14 protein-coding genes are annotated in these 19,448 nt (G+C 62.4%); 11 read left to right on the plus strand and 3 right to left on the minus strand.

Annotated features, from left to right (window positions below; genetic code table 11):
* Positions 1 to 59 precede the first annotated feature (59 nt).
* The 3 genes from AC07UK_RS35625 (at position 60) to AC07UK_RS35635 (ending at position 2,969) form a co-directional block, all read left to right on the plus strand.
* Positions 60 to 1,055 carry an NADPH:quinone reductase gene (locus AC07UK_RS35625; RefSeq protein ID WP_436221668.1) on the plus strand — a complete coding sequence of 332 codons (996 nt, stop codon included), beginning with the start codon at positions 60 to 62 and terminating at the stop codon, positions 1,053 to 1,055.
* Positions 1,056 to 1,206: 151 nt separating this feature from the next.
* Positions 1,207 to 1,776, plus strand: a complete 570-nt coding sequence (locus AC07UK_RS35630; protein WP_436221669.1) for an RBBP9/YdeN family alpha/beta hydrolase — start codon at positions 1,207 to 1,209, stop codon at positions 1,774 to 1,776.
* 137 nt (positions 1,777 to 1,913) lie between these two features.
* The gene (locus tag AC07UK_RS35635) at positions 1,914 to 2,969 is read left to right on the plus strand and encodes an AraC family transcriptional regulator (RefSeq protein WP_436221670.1); all 1,056 of its coding nucleotides are present in this window, start codon (positions 1,914 to 1,916) and stop codon (positions 2,967 to 2,969) included.
* A 307-nt stretch (positions 2,970 to 3,276) separates the two neighbouring features.
* Here AC07UK_RS35635 and AC07UK_RS35640 read toward each other — a convergent pair whose 3' ends face one another.
* Together AC07UK_RS35640 and AC07UK_RS35645 are read right to left on the minus strand one after the other, a co-directional pair.
* Positions 3,277 to 4,266: a Bug family tripartite tricarboxylate transporter substrate binding protein gene (locus tag AC07UK_RS35640; RefSeq protein ID WP_436221671.1), complete on the minus strand. Its 990-nt coding sequence runs from the start codon at positions 4,264 to 4,266 to the stop codon at positions 3,277 to 3,279.
* 381 nt (positions 4,267 to 4,647) lie between these two features.
* Positions 4,648 to 5,709 carry a beta-keto acid cleavage family enzyme gene (locus tag AC07UK_RS35645; protein WP_202281647.1) on the minus strand — a complete coding sequence of 354 codons (1,062 nt, stop codon included), beginning with the start codon at positions 5,707 to 5,709 and terminating at the stop codon, positions 4,648 to 4,650.
* Between the two features lie 697 nt (positions 5,710 to 6,406).
* On the opposite strand from AC07UK_RS35645, the gene AC07UK_RS35650 reads away from it, so the two are divergent.
* The 8 genes from AC07UK_RS35650 to AC07UK_RS35685 all read left to right on the plus strand — a co-directional run bounded on the left by AC07UK_RS35650 (position 6,407) and on the right by AC07UK_RS35685 (position 17,168).
* Positions 6,407 to 6,943 (plus strand): GNAT family N-acetyltransferase, encoded by a 537-nt coding sequence (locus AC07UK_RS35650; RefSeq protein WP_436221672.1) that lies wholly within the window; start codon positions 6,407 to 6,409, stop codon positions 6,941 to 6,943.
* A 1,687-nt stretch (positions 6,944 to 8,630) separates the two neighbouring features.
* A complete protein-coding gene (locus AC07UK_RS35655) occupies positions 8,631 to 8,885 on the plus strand; it encodes an RNA recognition motif domain-containing protein (RefSeq protein WP_436221673.1) in 255 nt (84 codons plus the stop codon).
* Positions 8,886 to 8,943: 58 nt separating this feature from the next.
* Positions 8,944 to 9,531, plus strand: a complete 588-nt coding sequence (locus tag AC07UK_RS35660) for a hypothetical protein (protein ID WP_436221674.1) — start codon at positions 8,944 to 8,946, stop codon at positions 9,529 to 9,531.
* Between the two features lie 145 nt (positions 9,532 to 9,676).
* Positions 9,677 to 11,998, plus strand: a complete 2,322-nt coding sequence (locus AC07UK_RS35665; RefSeq protein ID WP_494687926.1) for a DUF3141 domain-containing protein — start codon at positions 9,677 to 9,679, stop codon at positions 11,996 to 11,998.
* 39 nt (positions 11,999 to 12,037) lie between these two features.
* Positions 12,038 to 13,000 (plus strand): phosphate acetyltransferase, encoded by a 963-nt coding sequence (locus AC07UK_RS35670; protein WP_436221676.1) that lies wholly within the window; start codon positions 12,038 to 12,040, stop codon positions 12,998 to 13,000.
* Between the two features lie 4 nt (positions 13,001 to 13,004).
* Positions 13,005 to 14,195 carry an acetate/propionate family kinase gene (locus AC07UK_RS35675; RefSeq protein WP_494687927.1) on the plus strand — a complete coding sequence of 397 codons (1,191 nt, stop codon included), beginning with the start codon at positions 13,005 to 13,007 and terminating at the stop codon, positions 14,193 to 14,195.
* A 332-nt stretch (positions 14,196 to 14,527) separates the two neighbouring features.
* Complete coding sequence (locus AC07UK_RS35680; RefSeq protein ID WP_436221678.1) at positions 14,528 to 16,120, plus strand: aspartate:alanine exchanger family transporter; 1,593 nt, start codon at positions 14,528 to 14,530, stop codon at positions 16,118 to 16,120.
* 52 nt (positions 16,121 to 16,172) lie between these two features.
* Positions 16,173 to 17,168 (plus strand): 2-hydroxyacid dehydrogenase, encoded by a 996-nt coding sequence (locus AC07UK_RS35685; protein ID WP_494687928.1) that lies wholly within the window; start codon positions 16,173 to 16,175, stop codon positions 17,166 to 17,168.
* Between the two features lie 1,133 nt (positions 17,169 to 18,301).
* Here AC07UK_RS35685 and AC07UK_RS35690 read toward each other — a convergent pair.
* A complete protein-coding gene (locus AC07UK_RS35690; protein WP_436221680.1) occupies positions 18,302 to 19,387 on the minus strand; it encodes a tartrate dehydrogenase in 1,086 nt (361 codons plus the stop codon).
* Positions 19,388 to 19,448 lie beyond the last annotated feature (61 nt).

Here is a 19,448-nt window from a genome sequence, read left to right on the forward strand (position 1 = left end):
TCGCAAGCTGGCCGGCAGGATCACCTGCTGCTCTCTCTGCGCAATTGGACTAGGGCATCATGAAGGCGATTTGGTACGAGAAACAAGGACCGGCCGCGGAGGTGCTGGAATTCGGCGAGCTGCCCACACCGCAACCGGCACCCGGCGAAGTACGCGTGCGACTCCACGCGTCGGGGGTCAACCCGGCGGATGCAAACCGGCGCGCGGGACGCATGCATGGCGGAATGGAGTTCCCGCGCATTGTTCCGAATAGCGATGGGGCGGGTGTGATCGACAGGCTAGGGGACGGCGTCGACCACAGGCTGCTCGGCTCGCGAGTCTGGCTGCATTTCGGACAGAGAGGGCGTGCTTTTGGTACTGCGGCGGAATACATCTGCCTTCCGCACGAGTTGACGTCACCGCTGCCGGAGCACCTCGACTTCGCGCAGGGCGCATGCCTGGGAATTCCGGCTATGACCGCCTATATCAGCCTGTTTCAGCGTGGAGAGATCAGAGGCAAGTACATCCTTGTGACTGGCGGTGCGGGAGCCGTCGGGCACTACGCGGTACAGCTCGCCAAATGGGGAGGCGCCCATGTCATTGCCACCGCCAGCTCCGAACCCAAGGCGGTCCACGCCAGACTCGGCGGCGCCGATGCAGTGATCGACTACACCGCACCAGATGCCGCGCAGCAAATTCTCGATGCCACCGAGGGACGAGGCGTTGATCATATTGTCGATGTCAATGCTGTCGACAATTCAAGACTGTGCCTGCAGGTCGCCGCCAATCATGCGCTGTGGGTCTCGTATGCCAGCGGCGCCGGCCTCGAGCCGGAACTTCCTCTGGCCACGCTGATTCGCAAGAATCTCTGCCTGCAGGGGCTATACCTGCCGGGGTTCACCTACGAGATGCGCTGGATCGCCCAGGAGGGATTGTCGCGCTGGATGAAAGATGTCCCGGATGCAATTCACGCTGTCGACAGCGTGTTCGACTTGCGAGACACAGTGAAGGCTCATCTGGCTGTCGAAGCGGGCACCAAGCTTGGCACCGTTGTTGTTCGGTGCGATACGGAATAGGTCATGCCGCCGGCAACAATAGGCGCGCATGAAACAAACCAAAGCCATCGGCCGCCGTGCGAGTGTACGGGATTGGCGACCATCTGCGGTACTCGCTGTCGAACAAGACTGCGTTGGCGAGTCATCAAACCAAACGAGGAGTATGAATCCCATGACATCCGGAAATCAGCCAACGGTTGTGATTGTTCCCGGCTTTCGCGATCACATGCCGGAGCACTGGCAATCGCTGCTGGCCGAGCGTTTGCAGCAGCAGGGGCGAGCGGTGCGCATTGTGCCCCAGATCGATCAGGACAAGAGGTTGCGCAGTGCCAGGGTGGCGAACCTTGACCGCGTAGTAAGCGGCATTGCAGGGCCGGTCATCCTTGTTGCCCATAGTGTGGGCTGCCTGATCACCGTTCACTGGGCAGAGGAGACAGAGCGCGCCGTGCAGGGTGTCCTGCTTGCCGGGCCGACCGACTATGACAGTCCTTTGCCCGCCGGCTACAAGGATCCGCAGACGCTGGCAGACGAGGGCTGGATCCCGGTCCCGCGGCGGCGTCTGCAATTCCCGAGCATTGTGGTTGCGAGCCGCAATGATCCGCTCGGGAAGTTCGAACGCATCCGCGAGCTGGCGCAGGCCTGGGGCAGCCTTTTCGTCGATGCAGGCAACGTGGGGCATCTCGGACCGGCAGATGGATATGGGCCGTGGCCGCTGGCAGAGGAACTGATCCAGCAATTCTGAGCGAGGTGTGGCGAGCTCGCCTCGAGGCGCCGCATGCGTCATTGCAGATGGTCGCAGAGCCTGCTATTGCTGCGCTTTGCGTCTGCGACCTCGATGCACAGCCGACATGATCTGTCATTTTTCCGCGTCAGTTTTCGATGTCATTACTTGTCCGCGCAGGAGCCCTGACCAACTACAGCGAGGTCGCTCGTGCCGCCGGGCTGGACCCGGTGCGGATGCTGTTTGACGCAGGGTTAAGTCCGAGCGTACTTCGAGAGCCGGACCTCATGATTCCAGTCGAGCGTTTCGGACGCCTTCTCCAGGCCTCCGCAACCATGTCAGGCAACGAGAGTTTCGGGTTGTGTATGGCCGAGTCGCGCCTCTTGTCCAATCTTGGGGCAGTAGGAATGCTGATCCGAGACCAGGCAACGCTGCGCGACTCGCTTGGCATGCTAATGCGCTACCAACCGATGCTCAACGGTGCGAAGTCGCTGGCAGTCGAAGAATGTGGTGACCTGGTCATTATTCGCGAGGCACTAATAGCTGGAAAGGTACATCAGCCAACTCGTCAAAGAGTTGAGCTAGCGCTAGGCGTCATGGTGCGCTTGATACGCCAACTCCTCAACCCAGACTGGCAGCCCCAGCGAGTATGCTTCGAGCACCCGGCGCCACGTGACCTCAGTACGCACCAACGGTTTTTTGGCCCTAACGCCGAATTTGATTGGGATTTCAACGGCGTCATCTGCTCGAAAGCAGATCTCGATGCGCGCAACCCGGGGGCCGATCCGGCTATGGTGCGCTACGCGCAGAAGCTGATCGACGAGGCTGCCAGGTCGCATCAGGCGACAATGCTAGAGGATGTGCGGCGCACGATCCTGTTACTGTTGCCCAGTGGGCGCTGCAGCATGGAACACGTGGCCGAAAACCTGAATGTGGTGTGCCGCACGGTTCAGCGCCGACTGGCGGAACAGGGGCAGAGCTTCTCGTCCATCGTTAATGAAATCCGCATGGAGCTCGCGACGCGTCATGTCATCGAGAGCGATCGTCCGTTGACTGAAGTGGCGACCCTGCTCGGTTTTGCCGCGCTAAGCGGATTCTCGCGCTGGTATCACGTGCAATTCGGTTGCAGCCCCAAGGAGAGCCGGGCCGCAAGCGGCACCGTGCGCCGACAGACAGCGCCTTCGCGGGCGAGCGATGCCAGCCAAGTTTCATGATTCTAGGCCTCCAGCGTTGGCAACTTAGCGCGAACCGGGCTCCTGGCTAACGGGGCCAATGCTCAGAGGGCGGCAGACGGAATTTGGGGGAGTCCGGTGAATTCGCGCCAGGCCGAGAAGCGAGTAGCGAGCTATTTGCGGTAGGGCGAACGCGCGCAGCGCGTGTCGCCTCAGAGCGAAATGCTGACGGATGGCCCGATGGGCAAAGTGCGCGCCTCAAGAGCCGGCTCCGTCCGCTTCCCCTCACCTGCTGCAGTTCTCTACCTGGTTACCAGCAAGCTGACAGCGTCCCCGTGCACAGTACGGTTCATTCATCGAGCCGGATTTTTGCATCGGCCGCTATCTTCGACCAGACCTGCAGATCGTGGCCGACAGTTTCGCCGAACTGCACCGAGGTCTTCACAGGCGGCGGCCCAAAGTTCATGGATTTCATCATGGCTGCGAGCTCAGGGGACGCCTGGACCTTGTTGACTTCATCGGCCAGCCTCTTCACGATCGCCGGGTTGGTTCCCGCCGGCGCGAACATGCCGAACCAGCCCACCGCATCGAACTTGTAGCCCTGTTCGCCCATGGTCTTCACCTCGGCGAGCTGCGGTGCGCGCATATTGCCTGCAATGGCAATGGCACGAACCTTTCCGGAACGCAGGAAGGGGACCGGCGCGCTCGGATCGGTCCAACCAATTTTCACGACACCTGAGGCCAGGTCGGTCAATAGCTGATTCGAAGTCCGATACGCGACGTGGTCGGTCTTCATACCGGTCTGCTTCTTGAGCCACTCCATCGTCAGCTGCCCTGAAGATCCGGTGGACCACGTGGCGTAGCTGTACTTGTCCGGATTCGCCTTCACCAGCTGAATGAGCTCCGGCAGGTTGCTGACTGGCAGATCCGTACTCACCAGTAACACCACGCCACCCTCGGCCGTCTGGGCGATCGGTACTAGGCTCTTCTTCGGATCGTAGGGAATGGTCTTCAATACGGCCGGGGCGATGACCTGGTTCGATGCCGTGGTGTAAAGGATTGTGTATCCGTCGGCTGGCGCCTTGACGACAGCGTTTGTCCCAATGACTCCACTGCCACCCGGCCGGTTTTCAATAACGACGGGTTGCTTCAGAGCGACCGACAGGCGTTGCGCCATCACGCGTGCGAGGGCATCGGTTCCCGATCCTGCCGACGAGGCTACGATCATCTGAACCGGGCGCGCGGGCCAGGCTTCCTGAGCCCGCCCTGAACCGCACAACGCCAGAAGCGCTGCCGTGCCCACCGTGGCCCCAACCAGCTTTTGAATTCGAAATGCCATTGTCTACCTCCATGTATTTGTTTTGTTGACTATCGGTCAACCTGTGCTCTTGCCACCTGCGTCGCCCTGGCAGCAGGGCAACGTCAATGGCGGTATGAGCAACGCTGGCACGAAGCGCAGCGCGATAATGGCTGCCTGAGCTGTTGGCTGAGCACTGCCTGAAGCGAGGGCCCAGATCAGCCTTCGGCTTTGGCCAGCTCTACGATCCGTTGCTAGCCCCGGGAGGGTAAGTTCGCTTGCTTTTGGAGCATGACGGACTCCTGTATTGAGAAAGGTCGTGACCCCGTCCGACTGGGGGAACTGCAGCTTCAGCTTGAGTGTGTCTCCGGAAAATACTGGTCGACTCTTGCACCATACGCTGTCAGTCCCCCACGGGGCTTCTCACATGCATTCGAACTTGCGCAGGAAGCCCTGGTGGCCACCGTTACGATTGGGTGCGAAGCCGTTCTTCTGAAGCGTCTCTTCCACCGTGTCATAGAACACCCCAAGCTGCAGGATCTCCCGGGTCTGCTGCGCGGTCGCAATGGGACGACCAAATTCGCCGGCAATACGCACCAATTGCTTGATCTGCTCGACGGTGCTCATCTTGCCCGTGCGGGTCTGGTTCCAGAGTACGTCCTCGATGCCACACCGCACATGCAGGCCCAAAGCCATGCCGATCATGTTGATGGGCAGCACATTCAGCACCGAACTCTCCACCGTTACCACGGCTCCGTCCGGCACAGCACGCAGAATGTTTGCCAGGTTGTAGATGTTCGCCTGGTCCATGCCTCCGCTGATCGCCACCCAGTTCATCACCAGCGGGCCCTTGTATACACCGCGGCGAATCATCCGCTCAATCGTTTCAAAGCTGTTGATGTTGTAGCACTGGAACTCGCTCTGGATTCCAGCGGCTGTCAGACGTCGAACGTGCTCCTCGAACCAGCTGGGGTTCGAGGGCACGACCATGTCCTTGTAGGTTGAATAGAGGTGCGGGAATCCCCGCGAAACGCCCTTGAAGTCGTCAACACCAGCATGCTCGGTCACATTCATCTGCGACGTGTTGACGGTCACCGTGACCTGGTCGGGCTTCGGATCGAGTTCGGCCAGCATATGGCGCGTGTCATCGCTAAGCCATTTGGCGCCTTGGCCCTCTTCAGGCGCGAAGCTGATTGAACCTCCCACCTGGATGACCATTTCCGGACAGGCGGCGCGCACTCCAGCGATCAGTTCGTTGAACTTGGACAGGCGCTTGCTGCCCTTGCCATCTTCTTCGCGCACATGCAGATGCAGCACTCGCGCACCGGCTTCGTAGCAATCCACTGCCTTCTGGATCTGATCCGCCATGGTGACAGGGATATCTTCCGGGAAGTCCGAAGGAATCCAGCCCGGCGCGTAAGGAGCGGCGGTGATGATCAGAGGCTGCTGGTTCTCGGGATACAGGTGGCCGTCAAGGAAGTTCATGTTGATGGATCTCCAGGTTGAGATGTGAATCTTGAGAAAGTCGAACCAGATGAGAAAGCTGTTTCGCGCAGTAGTGGCAGCGGCAGCGGATCCTGAACAACCGGACTCGACTGCCACCTTGGGCTATTGACGCCCGGACTTGCCTGACGGCTGGAGCTTCCCAGGGAGGGGAAACTGTCAAATCACGAAAAGTATCCTTCGCGACGATTGAATCATCTGGCCTGGCGCAGATTTCCGCTTTCCCTTCCACGCCTCGCACTTTCCTCTTTATGACAAGGATCCGAGCGGCGCAGGTGCGCTGGATCGTCGACTTCCGCAGCTTCGAATCGCACAGCAATGCAAGGCAACTTTGCGCACGGTGCGCTGTCCGCCTCCCAACCCGCCTCCGCCCACCGAAGTCACGCTGACTTTCGTGGGAGCTGGCAACGAGCCGTCAGCCGCAAAGCGGTTGGCTCTTGGCGGATGCCGACGTCGCGTTTCCCGTCCACTCGGACAAGCAACGGGGTGCCTCAGCGAGCGGCGTTCGGATGAAGGTGACGCAGCAACGCGGGAGGAGGGGATAAGGCACGATAACGGGGCCTTATCACGATCCGTTAGGTTCCGAAGGAACCCGCGCAGATTCGACGGATCAGCTACTATCAAACGTTGCGGGGGGCCATTCAACGAACTCGCATTCATTCCTTACGACACCGTTGCCATGCAAGAAAAGTCTGACGCGACAAACTTCGTGCCGTTCAACGTGCCCTTGTGCGATGGACGGGAAGTGCTGGTGCGGGAGATTACCGAAGACGACAAGGTCGGCCTGTTGGCGGCATTCAACAGGCTTTCTGCCGATGCGCGCTACGCCAGATTCATGGCTGCCATGCAACAACTGCCGGAAGCGATGCTCGAACAAGCGACGCATCCGTCGGTTGAGCGCGAGTTTGCGCTGGTAGCGCTTGCCACGGAAAACAAGGTGTCGTCTATTGTGGGTGGAGCACGCTACGCCGGGGCGCCGGGCAGCGATACCTGCGAGTTTGCGGTGACTGTCGCCGATGACTGGCATCGGCTCGGCCTGGCTAGCCGACTGCTGGGTACACTGATCGACATCGCTCGAAGCCGCGGTTATCGATGCATGGAAGGGTATGTTTTGTCGTCGAATACCGCGATGCGGCGACTGGCTAAACGTTTTGGATTTGCCGATTTAGCATGTCCAGACGATGCCACGCTGCGCGTGGTGACGCTTGCGCTTTAAGGCAGCGAGAGTAGGTGCTAGGTGCAGCGTTGGCGACAACTTGCCTGCGCCGTCGGATGCCACTCCCGCTCCCTTTGATCCAGTGGCATGTCCCGAATTGCAAAGTCGGTCCGGCGTGTCGCCGCAGATAGCCTGCCACTGAAGCCCTTGCTGCCAGTACGACATCGGATGCGGTATGGCGCCGCCATGGTCCGGCCGGAACCCCGGCGTACCGCACTCAGTGGCATGCTTGCTCTCGTCCCGGCAATGGAGCCGAGCAGCTCGGGTGGCGCTCACTGTTTGAACATTCCATACTAGGGGTGTCGCCCTCCGTCGGAATGAGCATTCGTGGGGTCGCATCGTCTTGCGATATAGGGTGCCATCACCTTACATGGCCCCCTAAGACTACGAAAGGTCAAGTCTGGCTTGCGCTAGGGCCGAGCAGCCTGCCAATCACCGAACGTAGAGGAGGAGGTGAAGCTGGAGATGAAAGCGCCAGGCTTGCTCCTCGCCCTGTCAATCGCCGTGGGGACTGCGCCGCACGCCGGTGCAGTTGGATGCGAATATGACATGCAGTGCAAAGGCGAGCGCATTTGCCAGATGGGCCAATGCGTCTCTCCTGCGTCGACAGGCCCGAACGCAGACCGACCTATCCAACCATCTTCCGCGACAAAAATCGTCCCGACACCCGAGCCACCTGCAAGGGTTCGTCCGGCGACGGGGAGTGTCCCAGCAACCGGACAGCCAGCGAAGACTGCTCCAGCGAGAAAGATTGGCCCGGCATCTGAACAACCCGACCAGCCCTCGGTGGCCAAAAGCGGCCCGACGCCTCAGCAACCCGCCGTGGCTTCTCCCGCTATGACGAATACTCCAGCACTTTCGACTGAGTTTCGCTCTTGCTGCACCAAAATCGGCAAACTGCCCCTCGACCGAGAGCTGAACTCGGAGGGCGTTGCCGCTACCCCGAGTGATTTATGTCATGGGAAAACCATTGATGGAACGACTCTCCCAGGTACTCCGTGCAATTGAAGTACTCACGTTGCGGTTCCAAGTGAACTGCCTCAGTAAAGCCGCGCACAGGAGACACGCCCAACGTGACGTCAAGCTAGTCAAGGCAGAAGCATCCGTTGGCCGGCCTGCTCCGCGCGTCGCCACCGATGGCCTGGGCGATGATCATGGTCCCGTCGCGCCCGCCGCGTCCGTCAAAATTCTGGATGGGCTCGCGCGGTAGGCCAAAGCGAAATATCCTGCTTGGTCCAGCCCCCGCAAGTGCCTCGTAGACTTCTTTCTCGGTCAGCGCACGCAGAGTCCGATAGGATTGGTCATTCATCCTGCGGTCCGTGGGCGAAATTTTTCTTATCTCGTCATCCGAAAAGATTCAGTTCTGTTGCGTCCGGGGCTAACGTTAGAGTTCGGAACAAGACGCACATCGGGGCCTGGCTGCCGCGCTTCCGCCGGCAGTCATTGACTGCCTCGAGGGCATGACGTGCAGCCGTACGATGCTCGCCAATCGGAAGAGGGAGGTTGGTCATGGAAACTCGAGGCGCTGGTGGCACCCATTGCGCTCACTACCATGGCTACCGCTACCGGGCGGCGATCAAGTCATTCCACTCGGGCCCGGTCCAGGTTACGCCATGACACGCGGCTTGCCTGCCGTCGTCGATGCTGTTGACGGCACCGACGACTGGCCTAACTGCGGAGGTGAGTCATGTCTATTTTGTTGCTTGGAAACCTCGACCCCGAAGCCACGGATGAGGAAATCCGCGCCTTCCTGGTGAAATACGGATTTCCGGAATACCACAGCATTGAGCATATGGAAGGCGACGGCACCCGACCCGCTGTCAGGCTGACCTTCGACACGCTCGACGACGTAAGCCTGGAAAAGCTCAAAGGCCGTATCCACGACATGTTCTGGAGAGGCCACAAGCTAAGTGCGCTTGTGATGAGAGAGCGCTTCAGTTGAGGCGCGACCGGAAGCGTTGGCTGGTGACCTGCTGCAAGGCTAGCAAACGGAGGATGGCATGAAAGGCAAGACACTACTGACCGCGGCGGCAATGCTGGTGGCAACCACGGCAACGTGGGCGCAACCCGAAACCCGCGTGGATGTCACGCAGTCGCCTGAAGGGGCGACTGCGACCGGCACCGCGAAGCTCACCGCCACGATCACCAAGATCGATGCGCCGACGCGGACGGTCTGGCTGAAATCCGGCGACGGCAAGACCAAGGATCTCGTCGTGGGGCCGGAGGCCAGGAACTTCGAGCAGCTCAAGGTCGGCGACACTGTCACGATCGAGTACAGGGAAGCGCTGACCATGAGCCTCAAGAAGAGCAGTGGACCGCTTGCCATGCATGAGCGCGAGATCTCAGAGCGCGCTGCGCCGGGTGCGAAGCCGGGCGGCATGGTCGGCCGGGAAGTGACCGTCACGGCTGACGTCGTTGCCTTCGACACTAGCGCCAGGACCGTCACCCTGAAGGGGCCAAAGGGACGCACCGTGGTCCTGCTGGTAGGGGAGCCGGCACGCCTCAACGGCATCAAGAAGGGCGACCGGGTCGAAGCGGTCTATACCGAGGCCGTTGCAGTGTCCGTACAGCCGGCTGCGGCCAGGTAGCGCCTCAGAACCGGCCGGGTCCGCCAGCCATGCTGGCAGCCCTTGCTTGCGTCCGCGGCCAGGGCGCGGTCAATGCGGTGCAGCCGCGGTGACCCGTCGCGCTTGCCTCGCCCGCAGTGTTTCAGAACTTCTAGCGGAGAACGGCATGGATTTGGCAAAGCAACTGGTTCACGCACGCGAAGTCGGCCTCAAGACCGGCATGGTGCTTCAAAAGCGCCTGGAGAATGCGCGGGAGACATATAGCGGCCGCGTGCAGCAAGCGGTCGGGAATCCAGACGCCCGCCCGACCGAACCGATGGCCAACATGGACCCGATGAGCGGCTATGCCTATGCCATCGACAGCATGCAGCGTGCCATCCTGTTCTGGGACACGCTAAGGCAACGGGGCAACAACTTTGTCGAAAACACCATGCAGGGCCTCAAGCCGGTCCTGCATTTTGGCTACGAGACCGTCTCGGATGGGCGTCAGTTGGAACGGCCCGTCAACTATGCGCTGTTGAAGATCACTCCGCCCGATGGCGTCACGATCGATGACAGCCGCCGCCCCTATGTCATCATCGATCCGCGCGCCGGTCACGGCCCGGGCATCGGCGGCTTCAAGGACGACTCGCAGGTGGGAGTGGCCTTGCGGGCCGGCCACCCGGTCTATTTCGTCATCTTCTTTCGCGATCCCGAGCCGGGACAGACCCTGCTGGACGTATGCGAGGCCGAGCAACAGTTCATCAAGCGGGTGCGCGCGCTGCATCCGCACAGCGCCAAGCCAGCCATCATCGGCAATTGCCAGGGCGGCTGGGCCGCGATGATGCTGGGCGCCTCGGACCCGGATGACACCGGGCCCATCGTGATCAACGGCGCGCCCATGTCGTACTGGAGTGGTGCCTGGAGCGAGGGCGAAGGCGACAACCCGATGCGCTATTCCGGCGGACTGCTGGGTGGGACCTGGTTGGCCTCGTACACGGCGGACCTCGGCAACGGCAAGTTCGATGGCGCTTGGCTGGTGCAGAATTTCGAGAACCTGAATCCAGCCAACAGTCTCTGGGACAAGTACTACAACCTGTATAGGAAGGTCGATACCGAGCCGCCGCGCTTCCTGGAATTCGAGCGCTGGTGGGGCGGCTACTACCTGATGAACCGCGAGGAGATCGAATGGATCACTCGCAATTTGTTCGTCGGCAACAAACTCTGGAGCGGTGATGTCAAGGGGGCCGGTGGCAAGGCGTTCGATCTGCGCGAAATCCGCTCGCCGATCGTGCTGTTCGCCTCGATGGGCGACAACATCACCCCCCCGCAGCAGGCCTTTAACTGGGTCGTGGACATCTACGGCAGCACCGAGGAGATCAAGGCCCGCGGCCAAGTGATCGTCGGCTTGATGCACCGGAGCGTCGGCCATCTCGGCATCTTTGTCTCCGGCAAGGTCGCGCAGAAGGAGCACGCGCAGATCGTCTCGGTGCTCAAAAGCATCGAGCTGCTTCCGCCGGGCCTCTACGCCATGCGGATCCATGAGCGCAAGGGCAGCGCTGGCGTGGCGTACGAGGTCGAGTTCGAGGAGCGCACGCTCGAGGAGATCGCCAGCAGGCTCAACCGCTTTGAGCGCGTGGACGAAAAGCCGTTCGAGGCAGTCGCCAATCTGTCGGACTTCACGCAGCGCGCCTACGAGCTGTTTGCGCAGCCTTACGTCCAGGCCATGTCCAACGAAATGACAGCGCGGGTGCTGCGCGAATTCCATCCGCTGCGCATGCAGAACTGGCTATTTTCGGACCTGAACCCGTGGATGGCATGGTTGAAGCCCGCGGCCGACGCGGCCAGGTCCAGCCGGCAGGCGCTGGACCCGGACCATCCGCTGCGGCAGCAGGAACAAGCGGGGGCGGAAATCCTCAGCGCGGGATTGGACGCCTACCGGGCCGTGCGCGATGCCATGACTGAGTACACATTCTTCAACGTGTACGCCAACCTGTTTCCGTTCCTGTCAGGGAGCGAGCCTCCCGCCCGCGCGGGCACATCGGCCGCTACCGCCCCGCAGGACCTGCCGGAAGTCAAGACGGCGCTGGCCGCAGTCGGGCGTGGCGGATACGCCGAGGCCATCGCCCGGCTCGCCTGCCTGCTGAGCCGAAAGGGCGAACCACTGCCGCTGTCCAGGCTGGAGTTGCGCAAGGAACTGGTGACGGACTATGCGGATCTGCTGCCGGAACTGGCGCCCGACGCCTGGCGCAAGATCCGCGGTCAGCAGGAACTGATCGCGCGGTACGCGCCCGAGCAGGCGCTTGAGACCCTGCCGACGCTACTCAGGAATCATGCCGACCGGCAGCGGCTGCAGGCCTTGGCGGAGAAGCTGCGTACCGATGAGCGCCTGCTTGGCACCACCCCCACGCCCGAGCAGGCAGCCATGCTCGAAAAGATCCACACGGTGCTTGGCGCCAAGCCGGAGCGCGTGCGCGGCACGGCCGTCGCGCTCAAGCGCGCGTCCTAGCGCGCCTTGGGTCGCCTGCATCGCGGGCGACCGACACCAATGACCCTGACGCAGGAGCAAACCGTGAACGCCAAGCATGAGAAGTACCAGCGTCTGATTGATTACTGCAAGACGATCCCGCCCACGCCTACCGCGGTGGCGCATCCGTGCGACCAGTCTTCGCTTGAAGGCGCGGTGGAGGCCGCACGGCTGGGCCTGATCGCGCCGATCCTGGTCGGGCCACGTTCCCGCATCGAGGACGCTGCGCGCGCAGCCGGCCTTGATATCCGCGATTACCCGATCGTCGACGCCGAGCACAGTCACGCGGCAGCGGCGGCAGCCGTACAGCTGGTGCGCGAAAGCAAGGCCGAGGCCCTGATGAAGGGCAGTCTGCACACCGATGAGCTGATGGGGGCCGTGGTCAAGGCCGACAGCGGCTTGCGCACCGCCCGGCGCATCAGCCACTGCTTCGTGATGGATGTGCCGGGGCATGAGGACGCTCTGATTGTCACCGACGCCGCCGTCAATATAGCGCCGACGCTCGCCGAGAAGGCCGACATCCTGCAGAACGCGATCGACCTGGCCCACGCATTGCGGGTCAAGGAGGTGCGCGTTGCGATTTTGTCCGCGATGGAGACGGTCAACCCGAAGGTGCCGTCCACGCTCGATGCAGCTGCCCTGTGCAAGATGGTCGACCGCCACCAGATCACCGGCGCGGTAGTCGACGGACCGCTTGCCCTGGACAACGCGATCAACCTGGATGCGGCGCGGATCAAGAAGATCGACTCGCCGGTGGCGGGGCGCGCCAATGTCCTGCTGGTGCCGGACCTGGACGCCGGCAATATGCTCGCCAAGAGCCTGACCTTCCTGGCCGGCGCCGACGCCGCGGGCATCGTGCTGGGCGCGCGGGTGCCGATCATCCTGACCAGCCGTGCCGACTCCGTCACTACCCGGCTGGCGTCCTGCGCGGTGGCCGTGCTGGTGGCCAAGGTACGCCGGGAATCCAGCCAGGTGGCGGGGTGATGCCATGGCCGAATTGATTCTGGTCCTGAATGCGGGTTCATCGAGCATCAAGTACTGTGCCTACGATACCCATGACGACTCACTGAGGCTGGTGCTGCGCGGGAGCATCGAAGGGCTCTACGCGGCACCGGCATTCCACGCCACCGACGCCGTGGGCGCTGAGGTCGAGACCAGGCGGTGGGACGCCGGTACCGCGCTCGGGCACGAGGGTGCCATTGCCTTCCTGGCAGACTTCCTGCGCGGCCATGGGGAAGGGCATACGCTGAGCGCGGTCGGGCACCGGGTGGTGCACGGCGGGGTACGCTTCACCCAGCCGGAAAGGGTGACCGACGCGCTGCTGGCAGAGTTGGACACGCTATGTGCGCTCGCACCCCTGCACCAGCCACACAATCTCAAACCGATCCGCATCCTTGCCGAGAGGCGCCCGGAACTGCCCCAAGTGGTCTGCTTCGACACCGCCTTCCACCGGGCGCAGCCGGAAGTGGCACAGGCATTCGCATTGCCCGCGGAGGTAACCGCGCGAGGCATCAGGCGCTACGGCTTCCATGGACTGTCCTACGAGTACATCGCCAGTGTCCTGCCAAGGGTCGATGCACGCGCGGCGGCGGGCCGCACTGTTGTGGCCCACCTCGGCAATGGCAGCAGCATGTGCGCGCTGGTGGCGGGACGCAGCGTGGCCAGCACCATGGGCTTTACCGCGGTGGACGGCCTGCCGATGGGAACGCGCTGCGGCAGCCTTGATCCGGGTGTGATCCTGTACCTGATCAGCGAACTCGGGATGGATGCCCGCGCCATCGAGGACCTTATCTACCGCAAGTCCGGCCTGCTCGGTGTCTCCGGCCTGTCCAGCGACATGCGCGCGCTGCTCGCCAGCGACGATCCGCAAGCCCACTTTGCCGTCGAGTTGTACGCATACCGTATTGCCCGGGAGCTTGGTTCGCTGGCAGCCGCGGCCCAGGGACTGGATGCGCTGGTCTTCACCGCCGGCATTGGCGAGCATGCTGCGCCAATCCGCGAACGCGTATGCCGGCTGGCAACATGGCTCGGGGTGAGCGTCGATCCCGCGACGAATGCCAGCGACGGACCGCGCATCAGCGCGGCCTCTGGACGTGTGCCTGTCTGGGTTATTCCGACCAACGAGGAATTGATGATCGCCAGGCATACCCGGGAGGCGATCGCGGCGCCGACGCAATGACCGCCACAACCGCAGCGACCCGCTCGCGCGTCCCGCCGCAGGCTGGCGGAGGGCCGATTGCAGGTTTGGCAGAGTTGGGAAGTTTGGTAGCCCCGCTGCCGCGCCGCTTCAATTCTTGAATTCGTGCGGCGCATCGTATATTTTCGAGGGGCATTCCGGTGGTTGCCGCCGTGCCGGCCGGTGCCTGTCAAGATGATCGGGTTCATACAAGCCGCACTCGATAACGCATGCCCGGAACAAGGGCTGTCATCCCCGTCCGCGCAGTGCGCGCGTGACCCTGCGCAGTTGCTTATCGCTGCCCCCTTGCTCCTGCCCATCAGAAAGGAGCTGCCATGGATGCAGTCCGGACATTGCTCGAAACCCAGCCGCTGCTCACGCTGTTCCTCACGGTTGCACTGGGCTATGTCGTCGGCGAGATCAATATCAAGGGCGTGTCGCTCGGTTCGGGCGCGGTGCTGTTCGTGGGGCTGGCGATCGGCGGGTTCGCGCCGAAGTCCGCGCCGCCTGCCATCCTTGGCACCCTGGGGCTGCTGCTCTTTCTCTATGGCATTGGGATCCAGTACGGGGAGCAGTTTTTTAAGGGTCTGACCAGCCCCGATGGCATCAAGGCCAACGCCGCTGCGGTCCTTGGCGTGGTTGGCTCCGGACTGGTCGCGGTTGCGTTGGTGCCGCTGGTCGGCGTGAAGCTAGACGAGTCGCTAGGCATGTTCGCCGGCGCGGGCACCAGCACGGCAAGCCTGCAGGCCGCGATGGCGGCGATGAAGAGCGACGGCGCCGCGGTGGGCTACAGCGTCGCATACCCGGTCGGCGTGGCAGGGCCGATCCTGTTTCTGTATGCCCTCACCGCGCTGCTCAAGCCGAATATCGTGCGGCCGCCGCCAAAGCTGATCGAGACCGCCGAGATTGCGCTGACGAACCCGGCGTTTATCGGCGCGCGGCTGTCGGAGGTGGTAGCGCGCCTACCGGACGGGGTGGCGATTGCCGCCGTGCGTCGCGCCCACCACAACCACCCGTCCGCCGACGACCTGGTCCTGCAGGCCAACGACGTGCTGCTCGCGACCGCCACCGACCCGGCCGTGCTGCGTGAAGCCACCTCGCTGTGCGGGGAACTGCAGCCGGGCCGCATGACGAGCCATCGCGAAGACCTGGACTATATGCGCGTGTTCGCCTCAAGCCGGCTCGTGGTCGGGCACACGCTGCGCGATATCCGTTTTCCCGAAGGCATGGTCTGCTCGATCGCCCATGTGCGGCGCGGCGATGCGGACCTGATGCCCCGCGATGACCTCACCCTCGAGTTCGGTGACCGCGTCGGCCTGCTGGTCAATCGCGCCCACATGAAGCCGATTCGCGCGCTGTTCGGCGACTCCATCAAGGGCACCGCCGAGCTGAGCTTTATCTCGATCGGCATCGGCGCGGCCCTCGGGCTGCTGGTGGGGCTGATCCCGGTGCCGATTCCCGGCGTCGGCACGCTGGCGCTGGGGCTCGCCGCGTTGCTGCTGGTCGCCCTCGTGCTCGGCCGGGTGCGCCGTCTCGGGCCGTTCGTCTGGACCATGCCGCTGTCGGCCAACCTGGTCCTGCGCAACTTCGGGCTGACCATCTTCCTCGCACAGGTGGGCATTGCATCCGGGCCGAAGTTCTTCGCCACCATCGGCGTGACCGGGGTGTCCTTCCTGATCTATGGCGTGGTGATTCTGCTTGCCCTGCTGCTGATTACTGCGGTTTTCTGCCTCTGGGTCTTCAGGCTGCCGTTCGACCTGGCGGTGGGCGTGATCTGCGGCGCGACCGGCAATCCCGCCATCCTTGCCTTTGCCAACCGCGTCGCGCCCACCGACCGGCCGGACCTCGGCTACTCGATGATCTTCCCGTCAATGACCATCGTGAAAATCCTGTTCGTACAGGTCGCCGCCACACTGGCTGGCGGATAGTGCATGGCAACCTGGGCGAAGCGCGCCATGCGATTCGCCGCGGAGACACATCATGGAAATCGCCGTCTTCAGCGCAAAGTCCTACGATCGTCAGCATCTCGATGCCGCGAATGCGGCCGAAGGCCATCAGCTCAAGTACTTCGAAGTTCCCTTGGACAGTGAGACGGTGGGCCTCGCCGCGGGCCACGGCGCAGTGTGCATCTTCGTCAATGACCGGGCCGATGCGACCGTGCTGGAAGCGCTCGGGCGCGGTGGCACCAGGCTGGTCGCGCTGCGCTGCACCGGGTTCAACAACGTCGACCTGAAAGCCGCGCAGGCGCTCGGGATCAAGGTAGTGCGCGTTGTCGACTACTCGCCCAACGCGGTTGCCGAGCACGCGGTGGCCCTGCTGATGGCGGTCAACCGCAAGATCCACCGGGCCTACAACCGCACGCGGGACTTCAATTTCTCGCTCGAAGGCCTGATGGGCTTCGACCTGTGCGGCAAGACCGTGGCCGTGATCGGCACCGGCAAGATCGGCCGCGTGTTTGCGAAGATCATGGTCGGGTTCGGTTGCAACGTGATCGGCTACGACAAGTACCCATCCCCGGAATTCGAGGCCCTTGGCGGACGCTACGCGGACGAGGGAGAAATCGGCGCAAGCGCGGACTGCATCTCGCTGCACTGCCCGCTCACGCCCGAGACTCATCACATCATCAACGCCGAAACGCTGTCTCGCGCCAAGCCAGGCGCCTTGCTGATCAACACCAGTCGCGGCGGGCTGATCGACACGGAAGCAGTCATCGAGGCGCTCAGGAGCGGGCAACTCGGCGGGCTGGCGATCGACGTGTACGAGCAGGAGGCGGGGCTGTTCTTCCGCGACCTGTCCGGCACCATCGTCGACGACTCCGTGCTGCAGCAGCTAATCACCTTTCCTAACGTGATCGTGACCGGGCACCAAGCCTTCCTCACGCGCGAGGCCGTGACGGCCATTTGCGAAACAACCTTGCGCAGCGTGACGGAGTTCGAAAGCGGCAAGCCGCTCACGAACGAAGTCGGCCCCAGTTGAACACGGCTGTCGGCCTCATGTCGCGCCCCGCTAATGGCTTGAACCGCTCCCCGAAAAGCCCGCCGCCCAATCCACGATCACGCGCACATGAGACGCCAGATGCCGGGGGAACGAATACAGCGCCACCGGCAAATCTGGCCACCGCCACGGCGCCAACAACTGCGGCCAGCCGGCCAGCACGGATCGTGCGGCGTGCCGTGCGCGGCTAGCGAGTCGGGACTGGCACACAGCACCGGACCTAACATCCGGGCGACGACGCGCCGCGGAGAGAGGCCTACCATTCGTGGCGCAGATACGACGGCGGGGTAACCGGATTTTCATGGAAATACGAAAATCCGACCCGCAACCATCGCTTTGTTCCTACACTCAATGCGGTGGAACATTCTGGAGAGCCACGTGTTAATACCAAGAAAAATCCTTTCTGTCTGCGTGGTGACAATGCTGGCGTCCGCATGCTCGACCACGCCCATACCGGCGAGTGAGGCGACGCCGGTACCCTCAGAAAGACTTAGCGGTTTGCAAAGCCCGCCACCCGGCGAGTTTACGACGTTAGTCGTGACCCGAGATCAAGGGTTTTACGGCAGCGCTTGCGATACAGTCCTATCAGTTGAAGGGAAGGAAGTGGGGCGACTCAGATCGGGTGAAGTAGCTCGGTTCTACGCCAAGCCGGGGACGATCATTCTTGGCGCTCAGACTTCGGCAATGTGTCTCGGTGGGTTGAAGGAGAGGGAGGTAAAGCTCAATCCAGCCTCGACGATCCGTTATCGCATTTCGATCGATTCGAGCGGCGGCTTGGATCTGTCGCCGACCGCATTCTGACGGGAAAGTCTCTTCACTGCACGACGGACTCTGGAGCGCTGACGGATCCCTCGGTGGCGAACTGATGCGCGGGCGACCGGTTTGGCACCCGCTTCGTCGGCAATGAAGGGATCTGCCGCGCCGCAAGGTTCCTGCCCTGGCTATGCCAAAGCCAGGCCAGGCTCAGCGCGCACCGCAACTCGATTGAACGGAGGGCTTTGATACGGTGGATTGGCGTCAGGCAAAAGAGCCGCAAGAGCATTTGTCCTGACGCCGAGGGAATCAGGACGTTGCCGCCGGGGCCACTGATGCAGTTGTTTTGTTTGGCGTCACAGTCAAGCGTTTTCCAGTTCGGCAGCGATGGCCTTTCCCATTTCCGTTGTCGACGCATTGCCGCCGAGGTCGGCGGTGTGCGGACCGTGGATCAGCACACGCTGAATGGCGGCAAGAATGGCATCGTGCGCCTTCCGCCCGGCATCGGCATCGAGGAAATCGAGCATCATGGCGCCTGACCAGATCATCCCGATGGGGTTCGCCAGATTCTTCCCATAGATGTCCGGCGCAGAGCCATGCACCGGCTCAAACAGCGACGGGAACTTGCGCTCCGGATTCAGGTTGGCTGAAGGCGCCAGTCCGAGCGTGCCGGTGCAGGCAGGGCCGAGGTCCGACAAAATATCGCCAAACAGATTGGAAGCCACCACCACGTCGAACCTTTGGGGCTGCAGCACGAAGCGGGCACAAAGGATGTCGATGTGCTGTTTGTCCCAACTCACGTCCGGATACTGCTCGGCCATGGCTGCGGCCCGGCCGTCCCACCATGGCATGCTGATGGCGATGCCGTTGCTCTTGGTGGCAACGGTGACGTGCTTGCGCTGGCGCTGCCGCGCCAGCTCGAACGCGAAACGCAGCGCACGATCGGTCCCAAGCCGCGAATAGACGGATTGCTGCATCACCACTTCCCGATCCGTGCCTTCGTACATCACACCACCGACTGATGAATATTCGCCTTCGGTGTTCTCGCGCACGATGATCGCGTCGATATCGCCCGGCTTGCGGCCGGCAAGCGGGCAGGGCACGCCTTCGAACAAGCGTGCGGGACGCAGGTTGATGTATTGATCAAACTCGCGGCGGAACTTCAGCAGCGACCCCCATAGCGAGACATGGTCCGGCACGGTATCCGGCCAGCCGACAGCGCCGAAATAGATGGCATCCATGCTGGAAAGTTGCGTCTTCCAGTCGTCCGGCAGCATCTTTCCCGTGGCGGCGTAGTAGTCACAGCTTGCCCACTGGATATGGGTGAAATTCAAGCGGATACCAAAGCGACTGGCGGCGGCATCGAGCACGCGCAAGCCTTCGGGCATTACTTCCTTGCCGATGCCATCACCTGGGATCACGGCGATGTTGAAAGTCCGGGTCGTCATGACGATCTTCCTGAGAGATAACGAGATTCCGCCATGGTCGGTACCAGGGCTGCGGGTAATG

Source organism: Cupriavidus sp. GW821-FHT07C08 (assembly GCF_059419025.1).